We start from the raw sequence: 20,023 nt of genomic DNA on the forward strand, positions 1-20,023 counted from the left end.
ATGATCGCGCTTATCCAGCGAGTGCGGCGCGCGGACGTGCGCGTCGGCGAACGCGTGACCGGCGCGATCGACGCGGGCCTGCTCGCGCTCGTCTGCGCCGAACGGGGCGACACCGAAGCCGCCGCCGACAAGCTGCTCGCGAAGATGCTGGCGTACCGTGTGTTCAGCGACGCGGCGGGCAAGATGAATCTGTCCGTGCAGAACATCGACGGCGCGGGGCGCGCGGGCGGCGTGCTGTTGGTCTCGCAGTTCACGCTCGCCGCCGATACATCGAGCGGACTGCGCCCGAGCTTCACGCCGGCCGCGCCGCCCGACGAAGGCAGGCGGCTCTTCGATTACTTCGTGCGCGAGGCGCGGGCGAAGCATCCGATCGTCGAGACCGGCGAATTCGGCGCCGACATGCAGGTGTCGCTCGTCAACGACGGGCCGGTCACGTTCTGGCTGCAGGTGCGGCCATGACGACGCAAGTCTTGTTCATCCGCCACGGCGAGACCGACTGGAACCGCGTGAAGCGCATCCAGGGGCATATCGACATTCCGCTGTCCGCGCACGGCGTGCTGCAAGCTGAACAACTGGGTGCGCGGCTCGCGCGGGAAGGGCGGCTCGACGCCGTCTACACCAGCGATCTCCTACGCGCCCAACAGACCGCCCGCCCGTTCGCCGATGCGCTCGGTCTCGACCTCCACTTGTCCGAAGGCTTGCGCGAACGCAACTATGGCGCGTTCCAGGGCCACGACAGCGACGAAATCAGCGAGAAGTTTCCGGCCGAGTACGTCGAATGGCAGACGCGCGATCCCGGCTTCACGCCGCCGGCCGGCGAATCGCTGCGCGTCTTTTTTCACCGCGTGATTCACGCGATGGAGCCGATCGTCGCCGCGCATCCGGGCGGGCGCATTGCGTGCGTGGCGCACGGCGGCGTGCTCGACTGCATCTACCGGTTCGCGATGAAACTGCCGCTCGACGCGCCGCGCAACTGGCCGCTGCTCAATTGCAGCGTCAACGTCGTCGATTACGACGGCGGCCATGCGACGGTCGTGTCATGGGGTGACGTGTCGCATCTCGTCACCGACACCGCCGACGACAGCCTGCGCAAAACGGCCTAGTCGTTCTTCTTTGCGGCAACTCGCAAGCGCGCACGCTTCGAGATGCCGTTGATGAGCGCCCAGCGAACGACGGGCGCCATCGCCCGCACGCCGGGCCGCGCGATGACGCGCCGCATCGGCGCGAGCGACGACAGCCCGAGCATGCCCTGCGCCCAGTCGGGCAGCAAATCGACGCCCGCATTAAACACCAGCACGCGCGCCGGCTTCATGACCACGCTCGGCGTCGGCGCGTTCCTGAGCACGCGAATGACTTCCTGCGTGCGCTCACTTGCATGCAGATGCGGGCGCATGGCGGCGAGATACGCATCGACCTGTGCGCGCGTGGTCGGCACGTCGCGCGCGCCGAGCAGGCGGGCGACGAGCGCCGTTTCTTCGAAGTAGCGGTCCTGATCCGCCACGGACAGAGCGGGGTCCACGTAGCGCAGATAGCCCTCTAGAAAGCTCGTGACTTCGGCGACGTGCACCCATGTCAAGAGATCGGCGTCGTTTGCACCGTAAGGCCGGCCGTCGGGCGCGGTGCCTGTCACGCCAAGATGGATGCGCTTCACGCGCTCGATCAGCGCGAGCGCGTCTTGCCGGTTGCCGAACGTGGTTCCCGCGATGAAAGTCGCCGTGCGCCGTAGACGCCCGAGAATATCCGTGCGAAACGTCGAGTGATCCCACACGCCCGCGAGCGCCAGCGGATGCAGCGTCTGGAGCAACAGGGCGCTGATGCCGCTCGTCATCATCGACGTGAAATCGGCGTGGACTTTCCAGCAGATGGTGTCTGGCCCGAAGAGACCCGGATCGCCCGGCGGCGACGAATAATCGAGCGTCGGCCCGCTACCGGTCGTGAGATTCGTGATGCCGCGTGCGATCGAAGACCGCACGCGCGTGACCAACGTTGCCTGATCCGACATGCGCTAGCCGTTGTTCGCGTCCCAGAGGTCGCGGATCGGGCCGCCGTCCGGCGCGGCGATGCCGAAGTGCCGATACGTCAGCAAGGTCGCGACGCGCCCGCGCGGCGTGCGCTGCAAATAGCCTTGCTGGATCAGATACGGCTCCAGCACGTCTTCGATGGTGTCGCGCTCTTCGCCGATGGCCGCCGCGAGGTTATCGACGCCGACCGGCCCGCCGTCGAACTTGTGCAGGATCGCTTCGAGCAGCTTGCGGTCCATCAGGTCGAAGCCGACCGGATCGACGTCCAGCATCTTGAGCGCGGCATCCGCCACTTCCGCCGTGATGCTGCCGTTCGCCTTCACTTCCGCGTAGTCGCGCACGCGGCGCAGCAGCCGGTTCGCGATACGCGGCGTGCCACGCGAGCGCCGCGCGATCTCCAGCGCGCCTTCGGGCACGATGTCCGCCTTCAGCAGCGACGCCGAGCGCGACACGATACGCGCGAGCTCGTTCGCGTTATAGAACTCCAGCCGCGACACGATACCGAAGCGGTCGCGCAGCGGATTGGTCAACATGCCCGCGCGCGTGGTGGCGCCGACGAGCGTGAACGGCTGAAGGTCCAGCTTCACGCTGCGCGCGGCCGGCCCTTCGCCGATCATGATGTCGATCTGATAATCCTCGAGCGCCGGATACAGAATTTCCTCGACGACCGGCGAGAGCCGATGAATCTCGTCGATGAAAAGCACGTCGTTCGCTTCGAGATTGGTGAGCAGCGCGGCGAGGTCGCCCGCGCGCTCCAGCACCGGTCCCGACGTCTGCCGCAAATTCACGCCCATTTCCCGCGCGATGATATGCGCGAGCGTGGTCTTGCCGAGACCCGGCGGACCGAAGAGCAGCACGTGATCCAGCGCTTCGGAACGCCGCTTGGCCGCTTCGATGAAGATTTCGAGCTGCCCGCGCACCTTTTCCTGCCCCACGTATTCGTCGAGCTGGCGCGGTCGCAACGCGCGCTCGAAGGCTTCTTCGTTCGGCGAGACGGGCGTGGCCGAGATGATGCGTTCTGCGGCGAGTTTGTCGGTTTCGATCATGGGTCGATTGTACAGCGAGCCTTCTCGCCGCGAACCTGGCCGAACGGCCTAGTGGCGCGCAGCGCCGCGCGCCCCGAGAATCAGGCTTTCGAGAGCGCCTTCAACGCGAGCTTGATGCCTTCCGAGACGCCCGTACCCGCCGGCACGTTCTTGATGGCGGCGAGCGCTTCCTTCTCGGAATAGCCGAGCGCGAGCAGCGCATTGAGGATGTCGGACGCATGGTCGGACTGCGAAGCGGCGCTCGCCATGGCGCCGAGATCGGCGCCGAGCTTGCCCTTCAGTTCGAGCAGCAGGCGTTCGGCCGTCTTCTTTCCGATGCCCGGCACGCGCGTGAGGCGCGCGGTGTCCTGCGTCGTCACGGTCTGCGCGAGCTCCTGCACGCTCATGCCCGAAAGCACCGCGAGCGCCATGCGCGCGCCGATGCCGCTGATCTTTAACAATTCGCGAAACGTCGCGCGTTCCTGCGACGTGAGAAAGCCGTACAGCAAATGCGCGTCCTCGCGCACGATCATCTGCGTAAGCAGCACGACCTTCTCGCCCGCGTTCGGCAGGTTGTAGAACGTGCTCATCGGCACGTCGATTTCATAGCCGACGCCGTTGCAGTCGACGAGCAGGTGCGGCGGATTTTTTTCCAGCAGAACGCCGGCAATGCGACCAATCATGTTTGCGTTATCGAATGAAAAGATTTAGCCGATGAGTCTGCCGCGCCGCACGCGCAAGCCCTTCTTCGCGAGCGACGGCGCAATGCCGCCGAGCGTGGCGAGCCCCGTGCCGCCGTGCGCGTGACAGATGGCCATGCCGAGTGCGTCGGCCGCGTCGGTGCTTGGCACGCCCGACAGATTGAGCAGACGCACAACCATCTGCTGCATCTGCTCTTTCGTCGCGCGGCCGTAGCCGACGACCGCCTGCTTCAGTTGCAGCGCGGTGTATTCGGCGACCGGCACGCCGCTCGCGACGAGCCCGCAAATGGCCGCGCCGCGCGCCTGCCCGAGCAGCAGCGTCGATTGCGGATTGACGTTGACGAAAACTTTTTCGATCGCCGCCTGATCCGGATTGTGCTGCCGGATCAGCGTCGAAATGCCGTCGAAGATGGTGTTCAGGCGCGAAGGCAAATCGGCGTCGGCCGTCTTGATGACGCCGCTCGTCACATAGTTGAGCGAGTGCCCCGCCATGTCGATGATGCCGAAGCCCGTCACGCGCAGGCCGGGGTCGATGCCTAGGATTCTCATTCGTTCGCGATGCGGCTCGTCCAAAGTGAAATGGCCTGTTTGCGCGACTCGACGCGCAAACAGGCCAATACTAAATGAACTCGGCGCAATTAATGGCGGAAATGGCGCGTGCCGGTGAGGATCATCGCGACATTGTGCTCGTCGGCGGCGGCGACCACTTCGTCGTCGCGCATGGAGCCGCCCGGCTGGATCACGCAGGTCGCGCCCGCGTTCACCACAACGTCGAGGCCGTCGCGGAACGGGAAGAACGCATCCGATGCGACCGCCGAGCCGTTGAGCGAGAGTCCTGCGTTCTGCGCCTTGATGCCCGCGATGCGCGCCGAATCCACGCGGCTCATCTGGCCCGCGCCGACGCCGAGCGTCATGCCGCCGCCGCAGAACACGATGGCATTCGACTTCACGTACTTCGCCACGCGCCAGGCGAACATCAGATCGTCCATTTCCTTCGGCGTCGGATGGCGCTTGGTCACGACGCGCAGTTCATGCGGCTGCACGTTCTTCGAATCGAGCGACTGAACCAGCAGGCCGCCGCCCACGCGCTTCAGGTCGAACGCGTTGTGACCGTCGCCGAGCGCGATTTGCAGCAAGCGCACGTTCTGCTTCGCGGCGAACACGGCGCGCGCCGCTTCGCTGAACGAAGGCGCGATCAGCACTTCGACGAACTGCTTCGCCACGGCCTGCGCCGCCGCTTCGTCCACTTCGCGATTGAACGCGATGATGCCGCCGAACGCCGAGGTCGGATCCGTCTGGAACGCCTTCGAGTAAGCCTCGTGCGCGTTCGCGCCGATGGCGACGCCGCACGGATTCGCGTGCTTGATGATGACGCACGCGGGCGCGTCGAAGGTCTTCACGCATTCCCACGCGGCGTCCGAATCCGCGATGTTGTTGTACGAGAGCTCCTTGCCCTGCAACTGCTCGTAGTTGGCGAGCGCGCCGGCGGGCACCGAAAGATCGCGGTAGAACGCCGCGCTTTGATGCGGATTTTCGCCGTAGCGCAAGTCCTGCACTTTCTCGAACGCGAGATTGAACGTGGCGGGGTAGGTGTTGCGCTCGCTGTGCTGGAGCGTTTCGGTGAGGCTCGTCAGATAGTTGGTGATCGCGCCGTCGTACTGCGCGGTGTGCGCGAAGACCTTGGTCGCGAGCCGGAAGTTCGTCGCATAGCCGACGCTGTTGTTGTTCGCGCGCATTTCGTCGAGCACGGCGGCGTAGTCGGCCGGATCGACGATGACCGTCACATCGCGATGATTCTTCGCCGCCGAGCGCAGCATGGTCGGCCCGCCGATGTCGATGTTCTCGATGGCGTCTTCAAGCGAGCATTGTTCCTTGGCCACCGTCTGCACGAACGGATACAGATTGACGACGAGCAGGTCGATCGTCGGAATGTCGTGCTTCTCCAGCGCGGCCATGTGCTCGGGCAGATCGCGGCGGGCGAGAATGCCGCCGTGCACCTTGGGATGCAGCGTCTTCACGCGTCCATCCAGCATTTCCGGGAAGCCGGTGTAGTCGGCGACTTCGGTCACGGGCAGTCCCGCGTCCGCGAGCAGTTTCGCCGTGCCGCCGGTCGAAAGAAGCCTGACGCCGAGTTGCGAGAGCGATTGGGCGAATTCGACGATGCCGGACTTGTCGGAAACCGAGATGAGCGCTTGCTTGATCATGATGAACACTGAAACCAGAAAGGATAACCAGGCCGGACTCGAGGCGCGTGCCTTGTCCGAAGAATCAAATCAATCCGTGCTGCTGAAGTTTCTTGCGTAGCGTGTTGCGGTTGATGCCGAGATACTCCGCGGCGAGCGACTGATTGCCGCCCGCCTGCGCGAGCACCACTTCGAGCATCGGTTTTTCCACGCACGAAATCACCATGTCGTAGACGTCGTGCGGGTTCGAGCCGTCCAGGTCCTGAAAGTAGCTGTCGAGGCTCTGGCGGACGCATTGTTCGATGTTATGTCTGCTCATGCGGCGATTCGTCGGTCTGTGTTGTTCTGTCCGCCGCGCGATTCTTCATCGGCCGCTTCGTCGGCGTCCGCGGCCTCATCTACATAGACGAGGCGGTCTGACAGCGCCTTTTGCGCGTCGAAGAATTCGTTCACAGCGAACAATTGTTCTTTGGTCGTGTCGAGCGTATTCATCCGGTGCCGGAAGGTGTTGGCCCCGGAAAGGCCGCGAGTGTACCAGCCGATGTGCTTGCGCGCAGTCCGGACGCCCGTGAATTCGCCGTAGAACGCGTAGTGGTCTTCGAGGTGCTCGTTCATCACCTGCTGAATCTCGTCGATGCGCGGCGGCGGCATGCGCTCGCCCGTCGCAAGGAAGTGCTCGATCTCGCGGAAAAGCCACGGCCGGCCCTGCGCCGCGCGGCCGATCATGATGGCGTCGGCGCCGGTTGCCGCGAGCACGTCGCGCGCTTTCTCGGGCGTCGTGATGTCGCCGTTCGCGACGACCGGAATCTTCACCGACGCCTTCACGGCGGCGATAGTTTCGTACTCCGCGTCGCCCTTATACAAGTCGGCGCGCGTGCGTCCGTGCACGGTCAGCATGGAGATGCCGGCATTCTCGGCAATGCGCGCGATGGTCAGCGCATTCTTGTTCTCGCGATTCCACCCCGTGCGAATCTTGAGCGTCACGGGCACCGCCTCCGGGCCGACGCCGACCGCCTGCACGACCGCCTCGACGATGCGCGCGACCAGCGGTTCGTTCTGCAAGAGCGCCGATCCCGCCGCGACGTTGCACACCTTCTTGGCCGGGCAGCCCATGTTGATGTCGATGATCTGCGCGCCGTTCGCGACGTTGTGACGCGCGGCTTCGGCGAGCATTTGCGGGTCTGCGCCCGCGATCTGCACGGCAATCGGCTCGACCTCGCCCGCATGGTTTGCGCGGCGCATGGTCTTTTCGCTCTTCCACAACTGCGCGTTGGACGCGACCATCTCCGAGACCGCGTAGCCCGCGCCCATGCGCTTGCATAGCTGGCGGAAGGGCCGGTCGGTGACGCCTGCCATCGGAGCGACGAACAGGTTATTGCGCAGAACGTGTGAACCGATGATGGGCATGAAGTCGGGGCACCGGGCGGGCGAACGTTCGGCAATGCGCGCCGTGTCGCGTCAGACGGATGCAGGAATGCGGAAGGGAAACGCGTATTTTAACGCTAAGCGAGTGCTGAAATTAAGAGCAATCGCGTGCAAGTGTTTAAATCTTCTATGAAAGCAGACGCGGCCATAGAGGATAAGTCGCGCGTCTGCCACACACGTCGCACATGTTTAGCGCCGCTGGCCGAACATCATCTGCCGCGCGAGCGCCGTTTTCAGCGGCGGCAGGAATTCGAGCGCGGTCAGCGCCAGCCCGCGCGCGGCGGCGAGCGGCGCGAAATCCACCGTGAAGATGCGGGCGAGCGTATCCGTCGCGCCGATGGTGAAACGGCGGTCGAGCGCGCGCCGCTGTGCAAAGTGCGCGAGCGCGAGCGGGCGCGGTCCGTCGGTCGAGAGGGCATCGCAGAGCGCCTGAGCGTCGCGCAGCCCGAGGTTCAAGCCTTGGCCCGCTACTGGATGCAGCGTCTGCGCCGCGTTGCCGATAGCAACCGTGCGCCGGTCGACCAGCGCGTTGAGCGCCGTCAGCCCGAGCGGGTACGCCGCCCGCCCGACGATTTGCGTGAAGCGCCCCATGCGCGAGCCGAACGCGACGCCGAGTTCGGCAAGGAACGCGTCGTCGTCGAGCTGCATGCGTCGCGCGGCTTCGTCGGGCGAGCAGCACCAGACGAGCGAATAGTCCGCGTGACGCTGGCCGCCGCAGGGCAAAAGCGCAATCGGGCCTTGATTCGTGAAGCGTTCCCACGCGACGTTGGCTTGCGGGTCCGACACGCTCACCGTGCCGACGATGGCCGTCTGCCCGTAATCGCGAGCCCGGCGCTGCGTGGAGACTGCGACATCGCGCGGACCTTGCTGATAGAGCCCGCCCTCGGCGTTGACCAGCACGCGCACCCGGATCGTGCGCTCGACGCCGCCCGATTGCAGTGGCAGCGTCACGCTTTCGTTGTCCTGCAAGGGCGGCAGGGCGGACGTATCGGTGAGCCAATCGACTTTCGTCGCGCGCACGGCCTTCGCGAGCGCGCCGACGAGCGAGCCGTAGCGCACCACGTAACCCAGCTCCGGCAAGTCGTGTTCGTCGTGCTCGATCAGCGTGCGCCCGAAATGTCCACGCTGCGATACGTGAATGCGGCGGATCGGCGTGACGTCGGCGGGAAAGCCGAGCGGCTGGAGCATCACGCGGCTGCCGTGCGAGAGCGCGAGCGAGCGCGGATCGTTCGCGGCGGCTTCGGGCGTGCGCGCGTCGATCAGCGCGATGGAAAGCCGCGAGGTCGCGCTGCGCCGCGCGAGCCAGCCGGCGAGCGCGAGCCCGACCGGACCCGCGCCGACGATGGCGATGTCGTAATCGAAATGCGGTTGCGTAATGGCGTCGCTCATGTCGTCAGATTCAATGGCTGATGGATTCGCGCATGAGCGCCTCGATTTCGTCGGCGGCGACGGGGACTTCGCGCGTGAGCAGCTCGCAGCCGCCGGGCGTGACGAGCGCGTCGTCTTCGATTCGGATGCCTGTGTTCCAGTAGCGCTCGGGCACGTCCTCGGCGGCGCGCACGTATAGGCCCGGCTCGATGGTCAGCACGTTGCCGGCAACGAGCGTACGCCAGGGACGCGCGCCTTGTTCGTCGCGCGGGCCGTCGGTTTCCCGATATTCGCCCGCGTCGTGCACATCCATGCCGAGCCAGTGGCCGGTGCGATGCATATAGAAGCGCGCGTAGGCGCGTTCCGCGATGACGTTCTCCACGCCGCCGAACTTCGCTTTATCGAGGATGCCGGTATCGAGCAGACCTTGGGACAGCACTTCGAGCGCGGCCTGATGCGGCGCGTCGAAGCTCACGCCGGCACGCGTCGCGTCGATGGCGGCGGACTGCGCGGCGAGCACGATGTCATAGAGCTCGCGCTGCGCCGGCGTGAAACGGCCGCTTGCCGGGAACGTGCGCGTGATGTCGGAGGCGTAGCCGTCCAGTTCGCATGCGGCGTCGATCAGGACGAGGTCGCCGTCGCGCAGGATCGCATTGCCCGCCGGGTAATGCAGAACGCACGAATTCGCGCCTGTGGCCACGATGGAGCCGTACGCGGGCGCTTGCGCGCCGTGCCGCCGGAAGGTGTAGAGCAGTTCCGCTTCGAGTTCGTATTCGCGCATGCCGGGGCGGCAAGCGAGCATCGCGCGGCGGTGCGCCTCGGCGGAGATGGATGCCGCGCGGCGCATGACCGCGATCTCGTGCGCGTCCTTCACCATCCGCATTTCGTCGATGATCGGCAACAGATGCTGCGCTCGCGTCGGCGCGCGCACGCCGCTGCGGCTTTGCGCGCGCACGGCGTCGAGCCAGCCGCGAACCTTGGCGTCGAGTTCAGCCGATGTGCCGAGCGCGTAGAACAGCGCGGGCTGGTCGGCGAGGAGGCGCGGCATGTGTTCGTCGAGCGCGCCGATGGCAAAGGCGGCATCGAAACCGAACGCCTCGGCGGCAGCTTCCGGGCCGTAGCGAAAGCCTTCCCATGTTTCGCGCTCGGCGTTCTTCTCGCGGCAGAACAGGATAGACGCGGGCTCGCCATCCCGCGCGCTCTCGTTCAGCACGAGCGTCGCCTCGGGTTCGCTGAAGCCCGTCAGGTAATAGAAGTAGCTGTCGTGGCGAAACGGATAGTCCGTGTCGCGATTGCGCATGACTTCAGGCGCGGTCGAGAGCACGGCGAGCCCGCCGCCCTGCGCGCGCAACTGCGCGAGCAGGCGCTCGCGGCGGCTGCGGTAGACATCGACGGCGATCGGGCTGACATCTTCGGTAAGTGAGTTCATGCGCCGATTGTAGCGCCGGCCTACAAGCTGCGCGAATAGGCCATTCGGCCTAGTAGTCGCACGTCATGGGACGCGGCATACTCGCTCGAAAGCGGTCGAGCTTCCTGCGCAGCGGCTACTCTTCCGCCCGGTTGCGCACGCTGCCCGCCACGAGGTCGAAGCGGAACAGCCGGCATTCGAGCGCGCCGTTGAACAGCGGTGTCTTCGTCGATTCCCGCAGCCGCAGCATGCCGGGCAGCTTGCGGTCGGACGTGAGCACATAGGCGCGCCAGCCGGGGAAGCGTTGCTTGAGCGCGTTGCCGAACGAGACGAAGAACTCGGTGTCGGCGGGATCGGGCTGGGCGCGGGCAAATGCGTCGTCGTCCTCTCGGCGCGAACGAGCCGTGTCGCGGATTTCGCCGCGCGGGCCGCGTCCGCGCACTTCGATGCGTTCGCCATACGGCGGATTCGCGACGAGGATGCCCGGCGCGTCGGTGGGCGGCGTCATGTTGCGCGCGTCCACCTGCTTGAGCGAGAGTTCCGGCACGCCGGCGCGGCTCAGGTTCGCGCGCGCCTTGTCGAGCATGTCGCCGGAGATGTCGCTGCCGAAGATGTTGATGTCCTTCGCGTTGCCGCGCGCCGCGCGCTTCGCTTCGATCGCGGCGTTCTTGAGCTTTTGCCACATGCCCGGATGGAACGGCTTCAGCTTCTCGAAGCCGAAGCGTCGCTCGCTGCCCGGCGCGATGTTGAGCGCGGTCTGCGCGGCCTCGGCGAGGAAGGTGCCGCTGCCGCACATCGGATCGAAAAGCGGCGTGCCGGGCGTCCATCCGGTCAGGCGCAGGATGCCGGCGGCGAGATTCTCGCGAAGGGGCGCTGCGCCCTTGTCGAGCCGCCAGCCGCGCTTGAAGAGCGGCTCGCCGGAGGTGTCGAGATAGAGCGTGCACTCGTTCATGGTAAGGAACGCGAACACGCGCACGTCAGGCTGCGCCGTATCGATGCTCGGGCGCGCGCCGCTCAGATCGCGCAGGCGGTCGCACACGGCGTCTTTCACGCGCAGCGTCGTGAATTCGAGGCTCTTGAGCGGCGATTTGATCGCGGTCAGATCCACGCGCATGGTCTGGCTCGGCGTGAACCACTGTTCCCATCGCTGCCGATGCGTCAGTTCGTAAATATCGTGCTCGTTGCGATACGGGCCGTGCGCGATCTTCAGCAACACGCGGCTCGCGATGCGCGAGTGCAGGTTCGCCGCCATGCCCGCGACCCAGCCGCCCCGGAAGTGCACGCCGCCCGGCACTTGCGCGCCGACCGTGAGCGGACCGCTTCCCGAGAGCGGCGCGGTGCTGACGTGTCGCTCCCCGATCTCGGCAAGCTCGGCGGCGAGCGGCGCTTCGAGACCGCGCGGGCAGGGGACAAACCAGTCGAAGAGAGGGGAGGACATGTGGGGCGGTTGCGGGGTTCAAAGGCGGTATTGTACGCGGGCGGTTTGCGCAAAGAGAGAGGCAACATTTCAGTCGTTTCGCGTTGCACTCGGCTCGTCATCTGAATAACGTTCCGTTCCGGCCGTGATCAGCCGCTGGCCGATCACATCTCTCGCTATAAATTTGTCAAACCAGAAAGCATGACTAAGCACATCAAGGAAGTATTCGATGTATTGGAGCGAATGACGCCATTCGACACCAAGAACATAAAGACTAAATTCCAGGCGACCTGCGAATGGGTGGCCGTTGGTCTCCTTGGCGCGAGCGGACTGACGTTTGTCTGTCTTGTTGCATTCGCCGTTTTCACAAGGTACGGGCAGCCTTTGTCGGAGGTTCGGCGCCTAGTTGCATTGGGGACGGCGGTTGTAACGCAGCTTCTCGCCGTTCTTGCGATGGTGGCTCAGAGTGTTCCCGGACTTATATTACCGCTCCTTTTCAAGAACCAGGCATTCCGTCACTTGAAAGCAGAGTGCGAGCACGATGCAGCCAACGCGCGAATTCTTACCCGATATAAACGCGAGGCGCTTATGAAAGCCGAGCAGCATCTGTCGAAGATCATCGAACGCAGAAAGCTTTACATGGGAGCACTTGTCGGAAATCCGGAGGCGGTGGCAGTCCTCTCTGCGGCAACGATGGCTTGGAACGCGTACAAAGAACTGACATCGCAGTTAGATCCGCGCGTTGCGGTCGCCTTGCTGTTCGGGGTCGCGTTCCTGGCGGGGCTCGCGTTCGGAGCCATGCTTCTGAACGAAGTCTTGCGGCGGTACGCTTACCACCGCGATCTTCTCACCCTTGCCCTATCGACTCAGCGGGACGAGGCGATGCAGGTTTGCTGAATCCGGGAGCGCCATGCCGCCATTCGAGCGGCATGGTCCGCCCGGATGAAAACCCTCACTCCACCGCCTTCATCATCTCCTCGACCACCTTCTTCGCATCCCCGAACACCATCATCGTCTTGTCCATATAGAACAGTTCGTTATCGAGCCCGGCATAACCCGCCGCCATCGACCGCTTGTTCACGATGATCGTCCGCGCCTTGTACGCTTCGAGAATCGGCATGCCGGCAATCGGCGATTTCGGGTCCGTCTTCGCAGCCGGGTTCACCACGTCGTTGGCCCCGAGCACGAGCACCACGTCCGTCTGCCCGAATTCGCTGTTGATGTCCTCCATCTCCTGAACCATCTCGTACGGCACTTCGGCTTCCGCGAGCAGCACGTTCATGTGCCCCGGCATCCGCCCCGCGACCGGGTGAATCGCATACCGCACGTCGATGCCTTTCTCGACGAGCTTGTCCGTCAGCTCCTTCAGCGCATGCTGCGCGCGCGCGACGGCGAGCCCATAACCCGGCACGATCACCACGCTTTCCGCGTTGCCGAGCATGAACGCGGCGTCATCGGCGGAACCGGATTTCACCGGCCGCTGCTCCTGCGCGCCGCCCGCCGCCGCGCCGCCCGCTTCGCCGCCGAAGCCGCCCAGAATCACGTTGAAAAACGAGCGGTTCATCGCGCGGCACATGATGTACGAGAGAATCGCGCCGGACGAACCGACGAGCGATCCCGCGATGATCAGCATCGGATTGTTGAGCGAAAAGCCGATGCCCGCCGCCGCCCAGCCGGAGTACGAATTGAGCATCGAGACGACCACCGGCATGTCCGCGCCGCCAATCGGAATAATGATGAGCACGCCAAGCGCGAATGCGATCAGCGTCATGATGACGAACGGCAGCCACGACTGCGTCACCATGAAGATGATGCCGAAGCCGATCATCGCCACGGCCAGCAGCAGGTTGATCAGATGCTGCCCCGAGTACACCACCGGCGCGCCCTGAAAGAGCCGGAACTTGTACTTGCCGGAGAGCTTGCCGAACGCGATGACCGATCCCGAGAACGTGATCGCGCCGACGAACGTGCCGATGAACAACTCGACGCGATTGCCGTACGGAATCAGATAGCCCGGCGGCGCGAGTCCGAACGCGGACGGCTCCGCAACCACCGCATACGCGATGCACACGGCCGCGAGACCGATCAGCGAGTGCATCGCGGCGACGAGCTCGGGCATCTTCGTCATCTCGACTTTCGCCGCGATATACGCGCCCGCCGCGCCGCCGATAATCAACGCCGCGAACAGAAGCGACAGCCCGAGCGAAAGATTGGACCCGAGATCAGCGGCCTGCTTCGTGATGAGCGCGAGCGTCGTGAAAATGGCGATGGCCATGCCCGCCATGCCGAACGTATTGCCGATGCGCGCGGTCTTCGGATTCGACAGGCCCTTGAGCGCCTGAATGAAGCACACCGACGCGATCAGATACAGAAGAGTGACGACGTTCATGCTCATTTACGCGCCCTCCTTGCTGACGAGCTTCCTCGGTTCCTTCTTCTTGAACATTTCGAGCATGCGCCGCGTGACGAGAAAGCCGCCGAACACGTTCACCGCCGCGAGCAGCACCGCGAGCGCGCCGAAGAACTTGCCTGTGCCGCCGACCGTGAGACCGACCGCGAGCATCGCGCCGACGATCACGATCGCCGAAATCGCGTTCGTGACGGCCATGAGCGGCGTGTGCAGCGCGGGCGTCACGTTCCAGACGACGTGATAGCCGACGTAGATCGCCAGCACGAAGATGATGAGGTTGATCACCGTATGGTTGATGACGTCCATGTTCGTCTCCGTGTCAGGCGGTCGCGCGGGCAAGCTGTCCGTCGCGGCACTGAAGCGTGGCCGCGACGATGTCGTCCGCGAGGTCGATGTTGAGCGTGCCTTCCTTCGTCAAGATCAGCTTCAGGAAGTCGAGCAGATTGCGCGCGTAGAGCGCGGAGGCGTCGGCGGCGACCATCGAGGCCAGATTCGTGTGGCCGACGATATGCACGCCATGCTTCGTCACCACCTGATCGACTTCGGTGAGCGGGCAATTGCCGCCTTTTCTACCTTCGAACTCGGGGCCGCGTCCGGCGGCGAGATCCACGATCACCGAGCCCGGTTTCATGTGCTTCACCGTTTCCACGGAGATGAGCGTCGGCGCGGGACGGCCGGGAATCAGCGCGGTCGAAATGACGATGTCGGCCGCCTTCGCGCGTTCGTGCACGAGTGCGGACTGTCGCGCGAGCCAGCTCTGCGGCATCGGACGCGCGTAGCCGCCGACGCCTTGCGCCGCCTCGCGTTCCTCGTCGGTTTCGAACGGCACGTCGACGAACTTCGCGCCGAGCGATTCGATCTGCTCCTTCACGGCCGGCCGCACATCCGACGCTTCGACCACGGCGCCGAGGCGCTTCGCCGTCGCGATCGCCTGCAAGCCCGCGACGCCCGCGCCCAGCACGAGCACGCGCGCCGCTTTTACGGTGCCGGCGGCGGTCATGAGCATCGGCATGAATCGCTGGTAGTACTGACAGGCCATCAGCACGGCCTTGTACCCGGCGATGTTTGCCTGCGACGAGAGCACGTCGAGGCTCTGCGCGCGCGTCGTGCGCGGCGCGGCTTCGAGCGCGAACGCGGTGATGTTGGCCGCTGCGAGCCGCGCGGTGTTCTCGGTGTTGAACGGATCCAGCATGCCGATGAGCACGGCGCCCGGCTTGATCGTCGCGAGTTCATCGGCGGATGGCGACTGAACCTTGAGCACGATGTCGGCTGAAAACGCGGTGGCGGCATCGACGATATCTGCGCCCGCTTGCGCAAACGCGTCGTCGATATAGCTTGCCCGCACGCCCGCGCCGCTTTGCACCGAAAGGCGGTGCCCTTGCGCGACGAGCTTTTTGACGGTCTCCGGCGTGGCGGCGACGCGCGCCTCGTTCGCCCGCGTCTCGGCAGGCACTCCGATATGCATGTTGAATCCTCCTGTCTTTTCTTTTCTTGCCCTCGCGCGCGGCCACGCGCGAGGGAGAGACCAAGGCTGTTTTCGGGTTTCAGATGCTGACGGACGACGTTCTCGACTCTAACTGAAGAATAAGCGCCCAAAATGCGATCCGGGGCGCGATCGCACCCCGCGCTAACCCTTAGGCCGCGCGCGCGTGATCGGACAGGTGACGGTAAAATGTCGGCCATGAAATCAGATACTTGGGCTCCTCACGTTACGGTCGCGGCGGTCGTCGAGCAGGACGGGCGCTTCCTCGTCATCGAGGAACACACGTCCGCAGGGCTGCGAATCAACCAACCGGCCGGTCACCTCGAAGCGGGCGAAACGCTCGTCGAGGCGGTCATTCGCGAGACGCTGGAAGAAACGGCGCATTGCTTCGAGCCGGAGGCGCTCGTCGGCGCGTACATGACGCACTTTCAGCGTCCCGGGCGCGATGTGACGTATCTGCGCTTCACGTTCTGCGGCAAGTCCGCGGGCGAAGTGGCGGGGCGCGCGCTGGACAAAGGCATCGTTCGCGCGATGTGGCTCACGCCCGACGAACTGCGCGCGACGGCCGCGCAGCATCGCACGCCGCTCGTCATGCAGTGCGTGGACGACTATCTGGCCGGGCGGCGCGTGCCACTCGATTTCATCCATACGCATTCGGTCGCGCCGGTGGCGCGCCCCTGACGCGCTCGCGCGCGAACAACGCGGTAATCCTATGAGCAAGCGAAGAGTAGTGGTGGGCATGTCGGGCGGCGTCGATTCGTCGGTGACGGCGTGGCTGCTGAAAGAGCAGGGCTACGACGTCGTCGGCCTGTTCATGAAGAACTGGGAAGACGACGACGACGGCGAATATTGCTCGACACGGCAGGACTGGATCGATGTGGTGTCGGTGGCGGACCTGATCGGCATCGACGTCGAGGCCGTCAACTTCGCCGCCGAATACAAGGACCGCGTGTTCGCCGAATTTTTGCGCGAGTACTCGGCTGGCCGCACGCCGAATCCGGACGTGCTGTGCAATGCGGAGATCAAGTTCAAGGCGTTCCTCGACCACGCGATGTCGCTCGGCGCGGAAACGATCGCGACCGGCCACTACGCCCGCGTGCGCGAGCAGAATGGTCTCTTCCAGTTGCTGAAGGCCACCGATTCGACGAAGGACCAGTCGTACTTCCTGCATCGGCTGAATCAGCAGCAGCTTTCGAAGACGCTCTTCCCGCTGGGCGAAATTCCGAAGACGAAGGTGCGGGAAATCGCCGCGCAGATCGGCCTGCCGAACGCGAAGAAGAAGGATTCGACCGGCATCTGCTTCATCGGCGAACGGCCGTTCCGCGACTTCCTGAACCGTTATCTGCCCACGCAACCCGGCCCGATGAAGACGGCTGAAGGGAAAGTCGTCGGCGAGCACATCGGGCTCGCGTTCTATACGTTCGGGCAGCGCAAGGGCATCGGCATCGGCGGCGCGAAGGACGGCAGCGGCGAGCCGTGGTTCGTCGCGGGCAAGGACATGGCGAGCAACACGCTCTATGTCGTGCAGGGCCACGACCATCCGTGGCTTCTATCGCAGACGCTCGTCGCGGGGAACACCAGCTGGGTGGCGGGTTTCGCGCCCGAGGACGGCACCGCGTGCGCGGCGAAGACGCGCTATCGGCAGCAAGACGCCGCGTGCCGCTTCGCCGCTGCTGACGACGGTCATTTCGAATTGAATTTCGACGAAGCGCAGTGGGCGGTGACGCCGGGACAGTCGGCGGTGCTGTATCAGGGTGACGTGTGTCTGGGCGGCGGCATCATTGAGAGCGCGGCGGCGGACGTGGTATCGCACGCGCCGCGCGTCGTAGCGGCGACTGCAAGCTGACGACACGCGCCCCGGAGGCGCGCGCTCCGGGGCGCGCTTCGATGGCCGTTTCCTATCGAGTCGATAAAAAGTCATTTGATACAATCGCTTGACTCTCTACCTATCGATAGATAAAGTGAGGGCATCGACATCGGATGAACGGTGAATCACGCAATGGACAAGAACACGGTACGCGAGGCGCTGCTCGATCACGCGCAGACGGTCATGATGAAGCGCGGCTACAACGGCTTCAGCTATCGGGACTTGTCGGAACTCGTCGGCGTGAAGACGTCGAGCATCCACTATTACTTCCCGACCAAGGAAGATCTCGCGCTCGAAGCCGTGAACGCCTATAGCGCGGACGTCATGTCGTCGGTCTATGCCATCGACAGTTCGGCCTCGGCCGACAAGAAGCTCGACCGCTACACGAAGCTCTTTGGACGCATCATCGGCGACGGAACGCAAGTCTGCCTCTGCGGCATGCTGGCAGCGGACATCGAGTCGCTGCCGGAGAAAGTGCGTCATGCCATTCAGGCGTTTTTTCGCGCCAACGAAAACTGGCTCGCAAAGGTCCTCGCGGAAGGCGAAGCGCAGGACACGCTCGATGCCGGAGGCAAGCCCGAGGCGGCGGCGCGCGCCCTCTATGCCGCATTTCAGGGCAGTCTGCTTGCGTGCCGATTGTTTCAGACGCGGACGCGTCTGGACGAAGTCGCCGCAACTGTGCGGCGGTAGATAACCCTGTGGATAAGTCTGTGAAAAACCCGTTTCCCCTCATGCCTTTCTCTATCGTTCGATAGGTAGATTTTGGCGTTACTCGTTGCTGCATGAAGACAGGGCAACTTCGCGAGCCTTGATTGGCGCGCCCGGCTGTATTGCGCGGATAGCCGCGCTACGCACCTGCACCAGATAAATCACGCAATTCCGTCGATTTATCTATCTAGTGGTAGATAAACATCAAACGTACGTTTCCTTTTTACCGACCGGAGAACACCATGAAAAAGCTGAAAGCCACGTTGATCGCAACCGCCGTCGCCACCGCCGTCCTCTCACATGCCGCAGCCGACGCCGCGCCGGTGCTCGAACCGACGACGCAGCAATTTATCGACACGCTCGCCGCGAAAAACGGCCCGCCGATCTACACGCTTTCCCCGGCCGACGCGCGCAACGTGCTCGCAGGCGCGCAAGCGCAGCCGGTGAAGAAGGAAGCCGCGAAGATCGAAGACCGCGTGATCGAAGCCGGTCCGACAGGCCGGATCGCGTTGCGCATCGTGCGGCCGGCGCACGCGAAGGGCGCGTTGCCGGTCATCGTGTATTTCCACGGCGGCGGCTGGGTGCTCGGCGACAAGAACACGCACGACCGGCTGGTGCGCGAGATCGCGAACGGCGCAGAGGCCGAAGTCGTGTTCGTCGATTACGACCGGTCGCCCGAGACGAAGTATCCGGTGCCTATCGAGGAAGCGTATGCGGCGACGCGCTACGTCGCGGACCACGCCCGCGAGTTCGACGTCGATGCGTCGCGCATGGCGGTGGCCGGCGACAGCGTCGGCGGCAACATGGCTGCGGCCGTGACGCTGCTCGCCAAGGAGCGCGGCGGCCCGGCGCTGCGCGCGCAAGTGCTGTTCTATCCGGTGACGGACGCGAATTTCGACGACGGCTCGTACAACGAGTTCGCGAACGGCCCGTGGCTCACGCGCGATGCGATGAAATGGTTCTGGGACGCCTACGCGCCGAACGCGGCCGATCGCGCGAAGATCACGGCGTCGCCGCTGCGCGCAAGCATCGACGAATTGAAAGGACTGCCGCCGGCGCTCGTCATCACCGACGAAAACGACGTGCTGCGCGACGAAGGCGAAGCCTACGCGCGGAAGCTGACTGAAGCCGGCGTGCCGGTGACGTCCGTCCGCTACAACGGCACGATCCACGATTTTGTGATGCTGAACGCCCTCGCCGGGACGCCCGCCACGCGCGCCGCGATCGCGCAGGCCAACGCGACGCTCAAGGCCGCGCTGAAGAAGTAACGCGGGAATGCCGGACCGCTCCCGCCGTGCGCGGGAGCGCGGCGCTCAGCGCGGCTCCGTATCGATGAACGATTGCCGTTGCGCGAGCCGCGCGTAGAACTTGTCGAGCGCCGGGTGCGCCTCGCGCCAGTCGAGGTCCGGCATGCGGAAGTCGAGATAGCCGAGCGCGCAGCCGCATGCGATGTCCGCGAGCGTGAAGCGGTTCGCGGAGCACCACTGTTTCGTGTCGAGACCACGCGCCATCGCGCGCAGACCGTCCTCGATCTTGTGCCGCTGCCGCGCGATCCACTTCTCGCTGCGCTGCGCTTCGTCGCGCAGCACGCCTTCGAGGCGAATCAGCACGGCGGCGTCGAGCATGCCGTCCGCGAGCGCTTCCCAGCAGCGCACTTCGGTGCGCTCGCGCCGTTCCTGCGGCAGCAGCTTGCCGACCGGCGTCAGCGTGTCCACGTATTCGCAGATCACGCGGGAATCGAACACCGCTTCGCCGCCGTCCAGAATCAGACACGGCACTTTGCCGAGCGGGTTGAAATCGTGGATCTTGGAATCGGATGCCCAGACATCTTCGAGCACCAGTTCGCAGTCGATCTTCTTTTCCGCCATCACGATCCGCACCTTGCGGACGAATGGACTCGTGTGCGAACCGATCAGTTTCATCATCTATTCTTCGCGTTCGTTTCGGATAAAGCGGAGGTCGATCTTAACCGGGCGCGCCTGCGCCAACCGCATTTTCGAGATGCGG

The 20,023-nt window shown here is 64.6% G+C and carries 21 protein-coding genes; 7 read left to right on the forward strand and 14 right to left on the reverse strand.

Annotated features, from left to right (window positions below; translation table 11 throughout):
* Complete coding sequence (gene dtd, locus JYK05_RS01565; protein WP_175939446.1) at nucleotides 1-459, forward strand: D-aminoacyl-tRNA deacylase; 459 nt, start codon at nucleotides 1-3, stop codon at nucleotides 457-459.
* Complete coding sequence (locus JYK05_RS01570; RefSeq protein WP_206467504.1) at nucleotides 456-1,103, forward strand: histidine phosphatase family protein; 648 nt, start codon at nucleotides 456-458, stop codon at nucleotides 1,101-1,103. The genes dtd and JYK05_RS01570 overlap by 4 nt, the downstream gene beginning before the upstream one ends.
* Here JYK05_RS01570 and JYK05_RS01575 read toward each other — a convergent pair.
* The 10 genes from JYK05_RS01575 to JYK05_RS01620 all read right to left on the reverse strand — a co-directional run bounded on the left by JYK05_RS01575 (nucleotide 1,100) and on the right by JYK05_RS01620 (nucleotide 11,569).
* The gene (locus JYK05_RS01575) at nucleotides 1,100-2,002 is read right to left on the reverse strand and encodes an oxygenase MpaB family protein (protein ID WP_206467506.1); all 903 of its coding nucleotides are present in this window, start codon (nucleotides 2,000-2,002) and stop codon (nucleotides 1,100-1,102) included. The two genes, JYK05_RS01570 and JYK05_RS01575, sit on opposite strands and share 4 nt — an antisense overlap.
* A gap of 3 nt (nucleotides 2,003-2,005) precedes the next feature.
* Complete coding sequence (ruvB, locus tag JYK05_RS01580; protein WP_175939449.1) at nucleotides 2,006-3,067, reverse strand: Holliday junction branch migration DNA helicase RuvB; 1,062 nt, start codon at nucleotides 3,065-3,067, stop codon at nucleotides 2,006-2,008.
* A gap of 80 nt (nucleotides 3,068-3,147) precedes the next feature.
* Nucleotides 3,148-3,729, reverse strand: a complete 582-nt coding sequence (ruvA, locus tag JYK05_RS01585; RefSeq protein WP_175939450.1) for a Holliday junction branch migration protein RuvA — start codon at nucleotides 3,727-3,729, stop codon at nucleotides 3,148-3,150.
* A 24-nt stretch (nucleotides 3,730-3,753) separates the two neighbouring features.
* Nucleotides 3,754-4,296 carry a crossover junction endodeoxyribonuclease RuvC gene (gene ruvC / locus JYK05_RS01590; RefSeq protein WP_175939451.1) on the reverse strand — a complete coding sequence of 181 codons (543 nt, stop codon included), beginning with the start codon at nucleotides 4,294-4,296 and terminating at the stop codon, nucleotides 3,754-3,756.
* An 89-nt stretch (nucleotides 4,297-4,385) separates the two neighbouring features.
* A complete protein-coding gene (gene purH / locus JYK05_RS01595) occupies nucleotides 4,386-5,951 on the reverse strand; it encodes a bifunctional phosphoribosylaminoimidazolecarboxamide formyltransferase/IMP cyclohydrolase (protein ID WP_206467508.1) in 1,566 nt (521 codons plus the stop codon).
* Nucleotides 5,952-6,015: 64 nt separating this feature from the next.
* Nucleotides 6,016-6,249 (reverse strand): Fis family transcriptional regulator, encoded by a 234-nt coding sequence (locus tag JYK05_RS01600; protein ID WP_175939453.1) that lies wholly within the window; start codon nucleotides 6,247-6,249, stop codon nucleotides 6,016-6,018.
* Nucleotides 6,246-7,337, reverse strand: coding sequence for a tRNA dihydrouridine synthase DusB (dusB, locus tag JYK05_RS01605; RefSeq protein WP_206467510.1), 1,092 nt, complete (start codon nucleotides 7,335-7,337; stop codon nucleotides 6,246-6,248). Before dusB ends, JYK05_RS01600 begins: the two co-directional genes overlap by 4 nt.
* Before the next feature lie 207 nt (nucleotides 7,338-7,544).
* The gene (locus JYK05_RS01610; protein WP_175939455.1) at nucleotides 7,545-8,744 is read right to left on the reverse strand and encodes a UbiH/UbiF/VisC/COQ6 family ubiquinone biosynthesis hydroxylase; all 1,200 of its coding nucleotides are present in this window, start codon (nucleotides 8,742-8,744) and stop codon (nucleotides 7,545-7,547) included.
* Between the two features lie 10 nt (nucleotides 8,745-8,754).
* Complete coding sequence (locus JYK05_RS01615) at nucleotides 8,755-10,152, reverse strand: aminopeptidase P N-terminal domain-containing protein (protein ID WP_206467512.1); 1,398 nt, start codon at nucleotides 10,150-10,152, stop codon at nucleotides 8,755-8,757.
* A gap of 115 nt (nucleotides 10,153-10,267) precedes the next feature.
* Entirely contained in the window at nucleotides 10,268-11,569 is a 1,302-nt protein-coding gene (locus tag JYK05_RS01620; RefSeq protein ID WP_206467513.1) for a class I SAM-dependent RNA methyltransferase, read from the reverse strand.
* A 180-nt stretch (nucleotides 11,570-11,749) separates the two neighbouring features.
* On the opposite strand from JYK05_RS01620, the gene JYK05_RS01625 reads away from it, so the two are divergent.
* A complete protein-coding gene (locus JYK05_RS01625; RefSeq protein ID WP_206467514.1) occupies nucleotides 11,750-12,445 on the forward strand; it encodes a hypothetical protein in 696 nt (231 codons plus the stop codon).
* A gap of 55 nt (nucleotides 12,446-12,500) precedes the next feature.
* Here the strand turns inward: JYK05_RS01625 and JYK05_RS01630 are convergent, their stop codons facing one another.
* The 3 genes from JYK05_RS01630 to JYK05_RS01640 are packed head-to-tail and all read right to left on the reverse strand — an operon-like array spanning nucleotide 12,501 to nucleotide 15,423.
* Nucleotides 12,501-13,943: an NAD(P)(+) transhydrogenase (Re/Si-specific) subunit beta gene (locus JYK05_RS01630; RefSeq protein WP_206467516.1), complete on the reverse strand. Its 1,443-nt coding sequence runs from the start codon at nucleotides 13,941-13,943 to the stop codon at nucleotides 12,501-12,503.
* The gene (locus tag JYK05_RS01635; protein WP_206467518.1) at nucleotides 13,944-14,264 is read right to left on the reverse strand and encodes an NAD(P) transhydrogenase subunit alpha; all 321 of its coding nucleotides are present in this window, start codon (nucleotides 14,262-14,264) and stop codon (nucleotides 13,944-13,946) included.
* 13 nt (nucleotides 14,265-14,277) lie between these two features.
* Nucleotides 14,278-15,423 (reverse strand): Re/Si-specific NAD(P)(+) transhydrogenase subunit alpha, encoded by a 1,146-nt coding sequence (locus tag JYK05_RS01640; protein WP_206467523.1) that lies wholly within the window; start codon nucleotides 15,421-15,423, stop codon nucleotides 14,278-14,280.
* 216 nt (nucleotides 15,424-15,639) lie between these two features.
* On the opposite strand from JYK05_RS01640, the gene JYK05_RS01645 reads away from it, so the two are divergent.
* The 4 genes from JYK05_RS01645 (at nucleotide 15,640) to JYK05_RS01660 (ending at nucleotide 19,284) form a co-directional block, all read left to right on the forward strand.
* Entirely contained in the window at nucleotides 15,640-16,122 is a 483-nt protein-coding gene (locus JYK05_RS01645) for an NUDIX hydrolase (RefSeq protein ID WP_206467524.1), read from the forward strand.
* 31 nt (nucleotides 16,123-16,153) lie between these two features.
* Nucleotides 16,154-17,287: a tRNA 2-thiouridine(34) synthase MnmA gene (mnmA, locus tag JYK05_RS01650; protein ID WP_175939462.1), complete on the forward strand. Its 1,134-nt coding sequence runs from the start codon at nucleotides 16,154-16,156 to the stop codon at nucleotides 17,285-17,287.
* A gap of 153 nt (nucleotides 17,288-17,440) precedes the next feature.
* Entirely contained in the window at nucleotides 17,441-17,998 is a 558-nt protein-coding gene (locus JYK05_RS01655) for a TetR/AcrR family transcriptional regulator (RefSeq protein WP_175939463.1), read from the forward strand.
* 260 nt (nucleotides 17,999-18,258) lie between these two features.
* Nucleotides 18,259-19,284 carry an alpha/beta hydrolase gene (locus JYK05_RS01660; RefSeq protein WP_175939464.1) on the forward strand — a complete coding sequence of 342 codons (1,026 nt, stop codon included), beginning with the start codon at nucleotides 18,259-18,261 and terminating at the stop codon, nucleotides 19,282-19,284.
* A 45-nt stretch (nucleotides 19,285-19,329) separates the two neighbouring features.
* On the opposite strand, the gene JYK05_RS01665 is transcribed toward JYK05_RS01660, so the two are convergent.
* Nucleotides 19,330-19,941 (reverse strand): glutathione S-transferase, encoded by a 612-nt coding sequence (locus JYK05_RS01665; RefSeq protein WP_206467526.1) that lies wholly within the window; start codon nucleotides 19,939-19,941, stop codon nucleotides 19,330-19,332.
* Between the last annotated feature and the right edge of the window lie 82 nt (nucleotides 19,942-20,023).

Origin of the sequence: Caballeronia sp. M1242, assembly GCF_017220215.1 — a bacterium.
Lineage (GTDB): Bacteria > Pseudomonadota > Gammaproteobacteria > Burkholderiales > Burkholderiaceae > Caballeronia.

Bases quoted from the DNA above. Each gene is read 5' to 3' on its own strand.
- JYK05_RS01575 (WP_206467506.1), bottom strand. From the start codon at position 2,002: ATGTCGGATCAGGCAACGTTGGTCACGCGCGTGCGGTCTTCGATCGCA.
- JYK05_RS01630 (WP_206467516.1), bottom strand. From the start codon at position 13,943: ATGAGCATGAACGTCGTCACTCTTCTGTATCTGATCGCGTCGGTGTGC.
- dtd (WP_175939446.1), top strand. From the start codon at position 1: ATGATCGCGCTTATCCAGCGAGTGCGGCGCGCGGACGTGCGCGTCGGC.
- JYK05_RS01665 (WP_206467526.1), bottom strand. From the start codon at position 19,941: ATGATGAAACTGATCGGTTCGCACACGAGTCCATTCGTCCGCAAGGTG.
- JYK05_RS01655 (WP_175939463.1), top strand. From the start codon at position 17,441: ATGGACAAGAACACGGTACGCGAGGCGCTGCTCGATCACGCGCAGACG.
- JYK05_RS01620 (WP_206467513.1), bottom strand. From the start codon at position 11,569: ATGTCCTCCCCTCTCTTCGACTGGTTTGTCCCCTGCCCGCGCGGTCTC.
- JYK05_RS01570 (WP_206467504.1), top strand. From the start codon at position 456: ATGACGACGCAAGTCTTGTTCATCCGCCACGGCGAGACCGACTGGAAC.
- JYK05_RS01635 (WP_206467518.1), bottom strand. From the start codon at position 14,264: ATGGACGTCATCAACCATACGGTGATCAACCTCATCATCTTCGTGCTG.
- dusB (WP_206467510.1), bottom strand. From the start codon at position 7,337: ATGCCCATCATCGGTTCACACGTTCTGCGCAATAACCTGTTCGTCGCT.
- JYK05_RS01640 (WP_206467523.1), bottom strand. From the start codon at position 15,423: ATGCATATCGGAGTGCCTGCCGAGACGCGGGCGAACGAGGCGCGCGTC.
- ruvC (WP_175939451.1), bottom strand. From the start codon at position 4,296: ATGAGAATCCTAGGCATCGACCCCGGCCTGCGCGTGACGGGCTTCGGC.
- JYK05_RS01600 (WP_175939453.1), bottom strand. From the start codon at position 6,249: ATGAGCAGACATAACATCGAACAATGCGTCCGCCAGAGCCTCGACAGC.
- JYK05_RS01625 (WP_206467514.1), top strand. From the start codon at position 11,750: ATGACTAAGCACATCAAGGAAGTATTCGATGTATTGGAGCGAATGACG.
- JYK05_RS01660 (WP_175939464.1), top strand. From the start codon at position 18,259: ATGAAAAAGCTGAAAGCCACGTTGATCGCAACCGCCGTCGCCACCGCC.
- JYK05_RS01610 (WP_175939455.1), bottom strand. From the start codon at position 8,744: ATGAGCGACGCCATTACGCAACCGCATTTCGATTACGACATCGCCATC.
- JYK05_RS01615 (WP_206467512.1), bottom strand. From the start codon at position 10,152: ATGAACTCACTTACCGAAGATGTCAGCCCGATCGCCGTCGATGTCTAC.
- ruvB (WP_175939449.1), bottom strand. From the start codon at position 3,067: ATGATCGAAACCGACAAACTCGCCGCAGAACGCATCATCTCGGCCACG.
- mnmA (WP_175939462.1), top strand. From the start codon at position 16,154: ATGAGCAAGCGAAGAGTAGTGGTGGGCATGTCGGGCGGCGTCGATTCG.
- purH (WP_206467508.1), bottom strand. From the start codon at position 5,951: ATGATCAAGCAAGCGCTCATCTCGGTTTCCGACAAGTCCGGCATCGTC.
- JYK05_RS01645 (WP_206467524.1), top strand. From the start codon at position 15,640: ATGAAATCAGATACTTGGGCTCCTCACGTTACGGTCGCGGCGGTCGTC.
- ruvA (WP_175939450.1), bottom strand. From the start codon at position 3,729: ATGATTGGTCGCATTGCCGGCGTTCTGCTGGAAAAAAATCCGCCGCAC.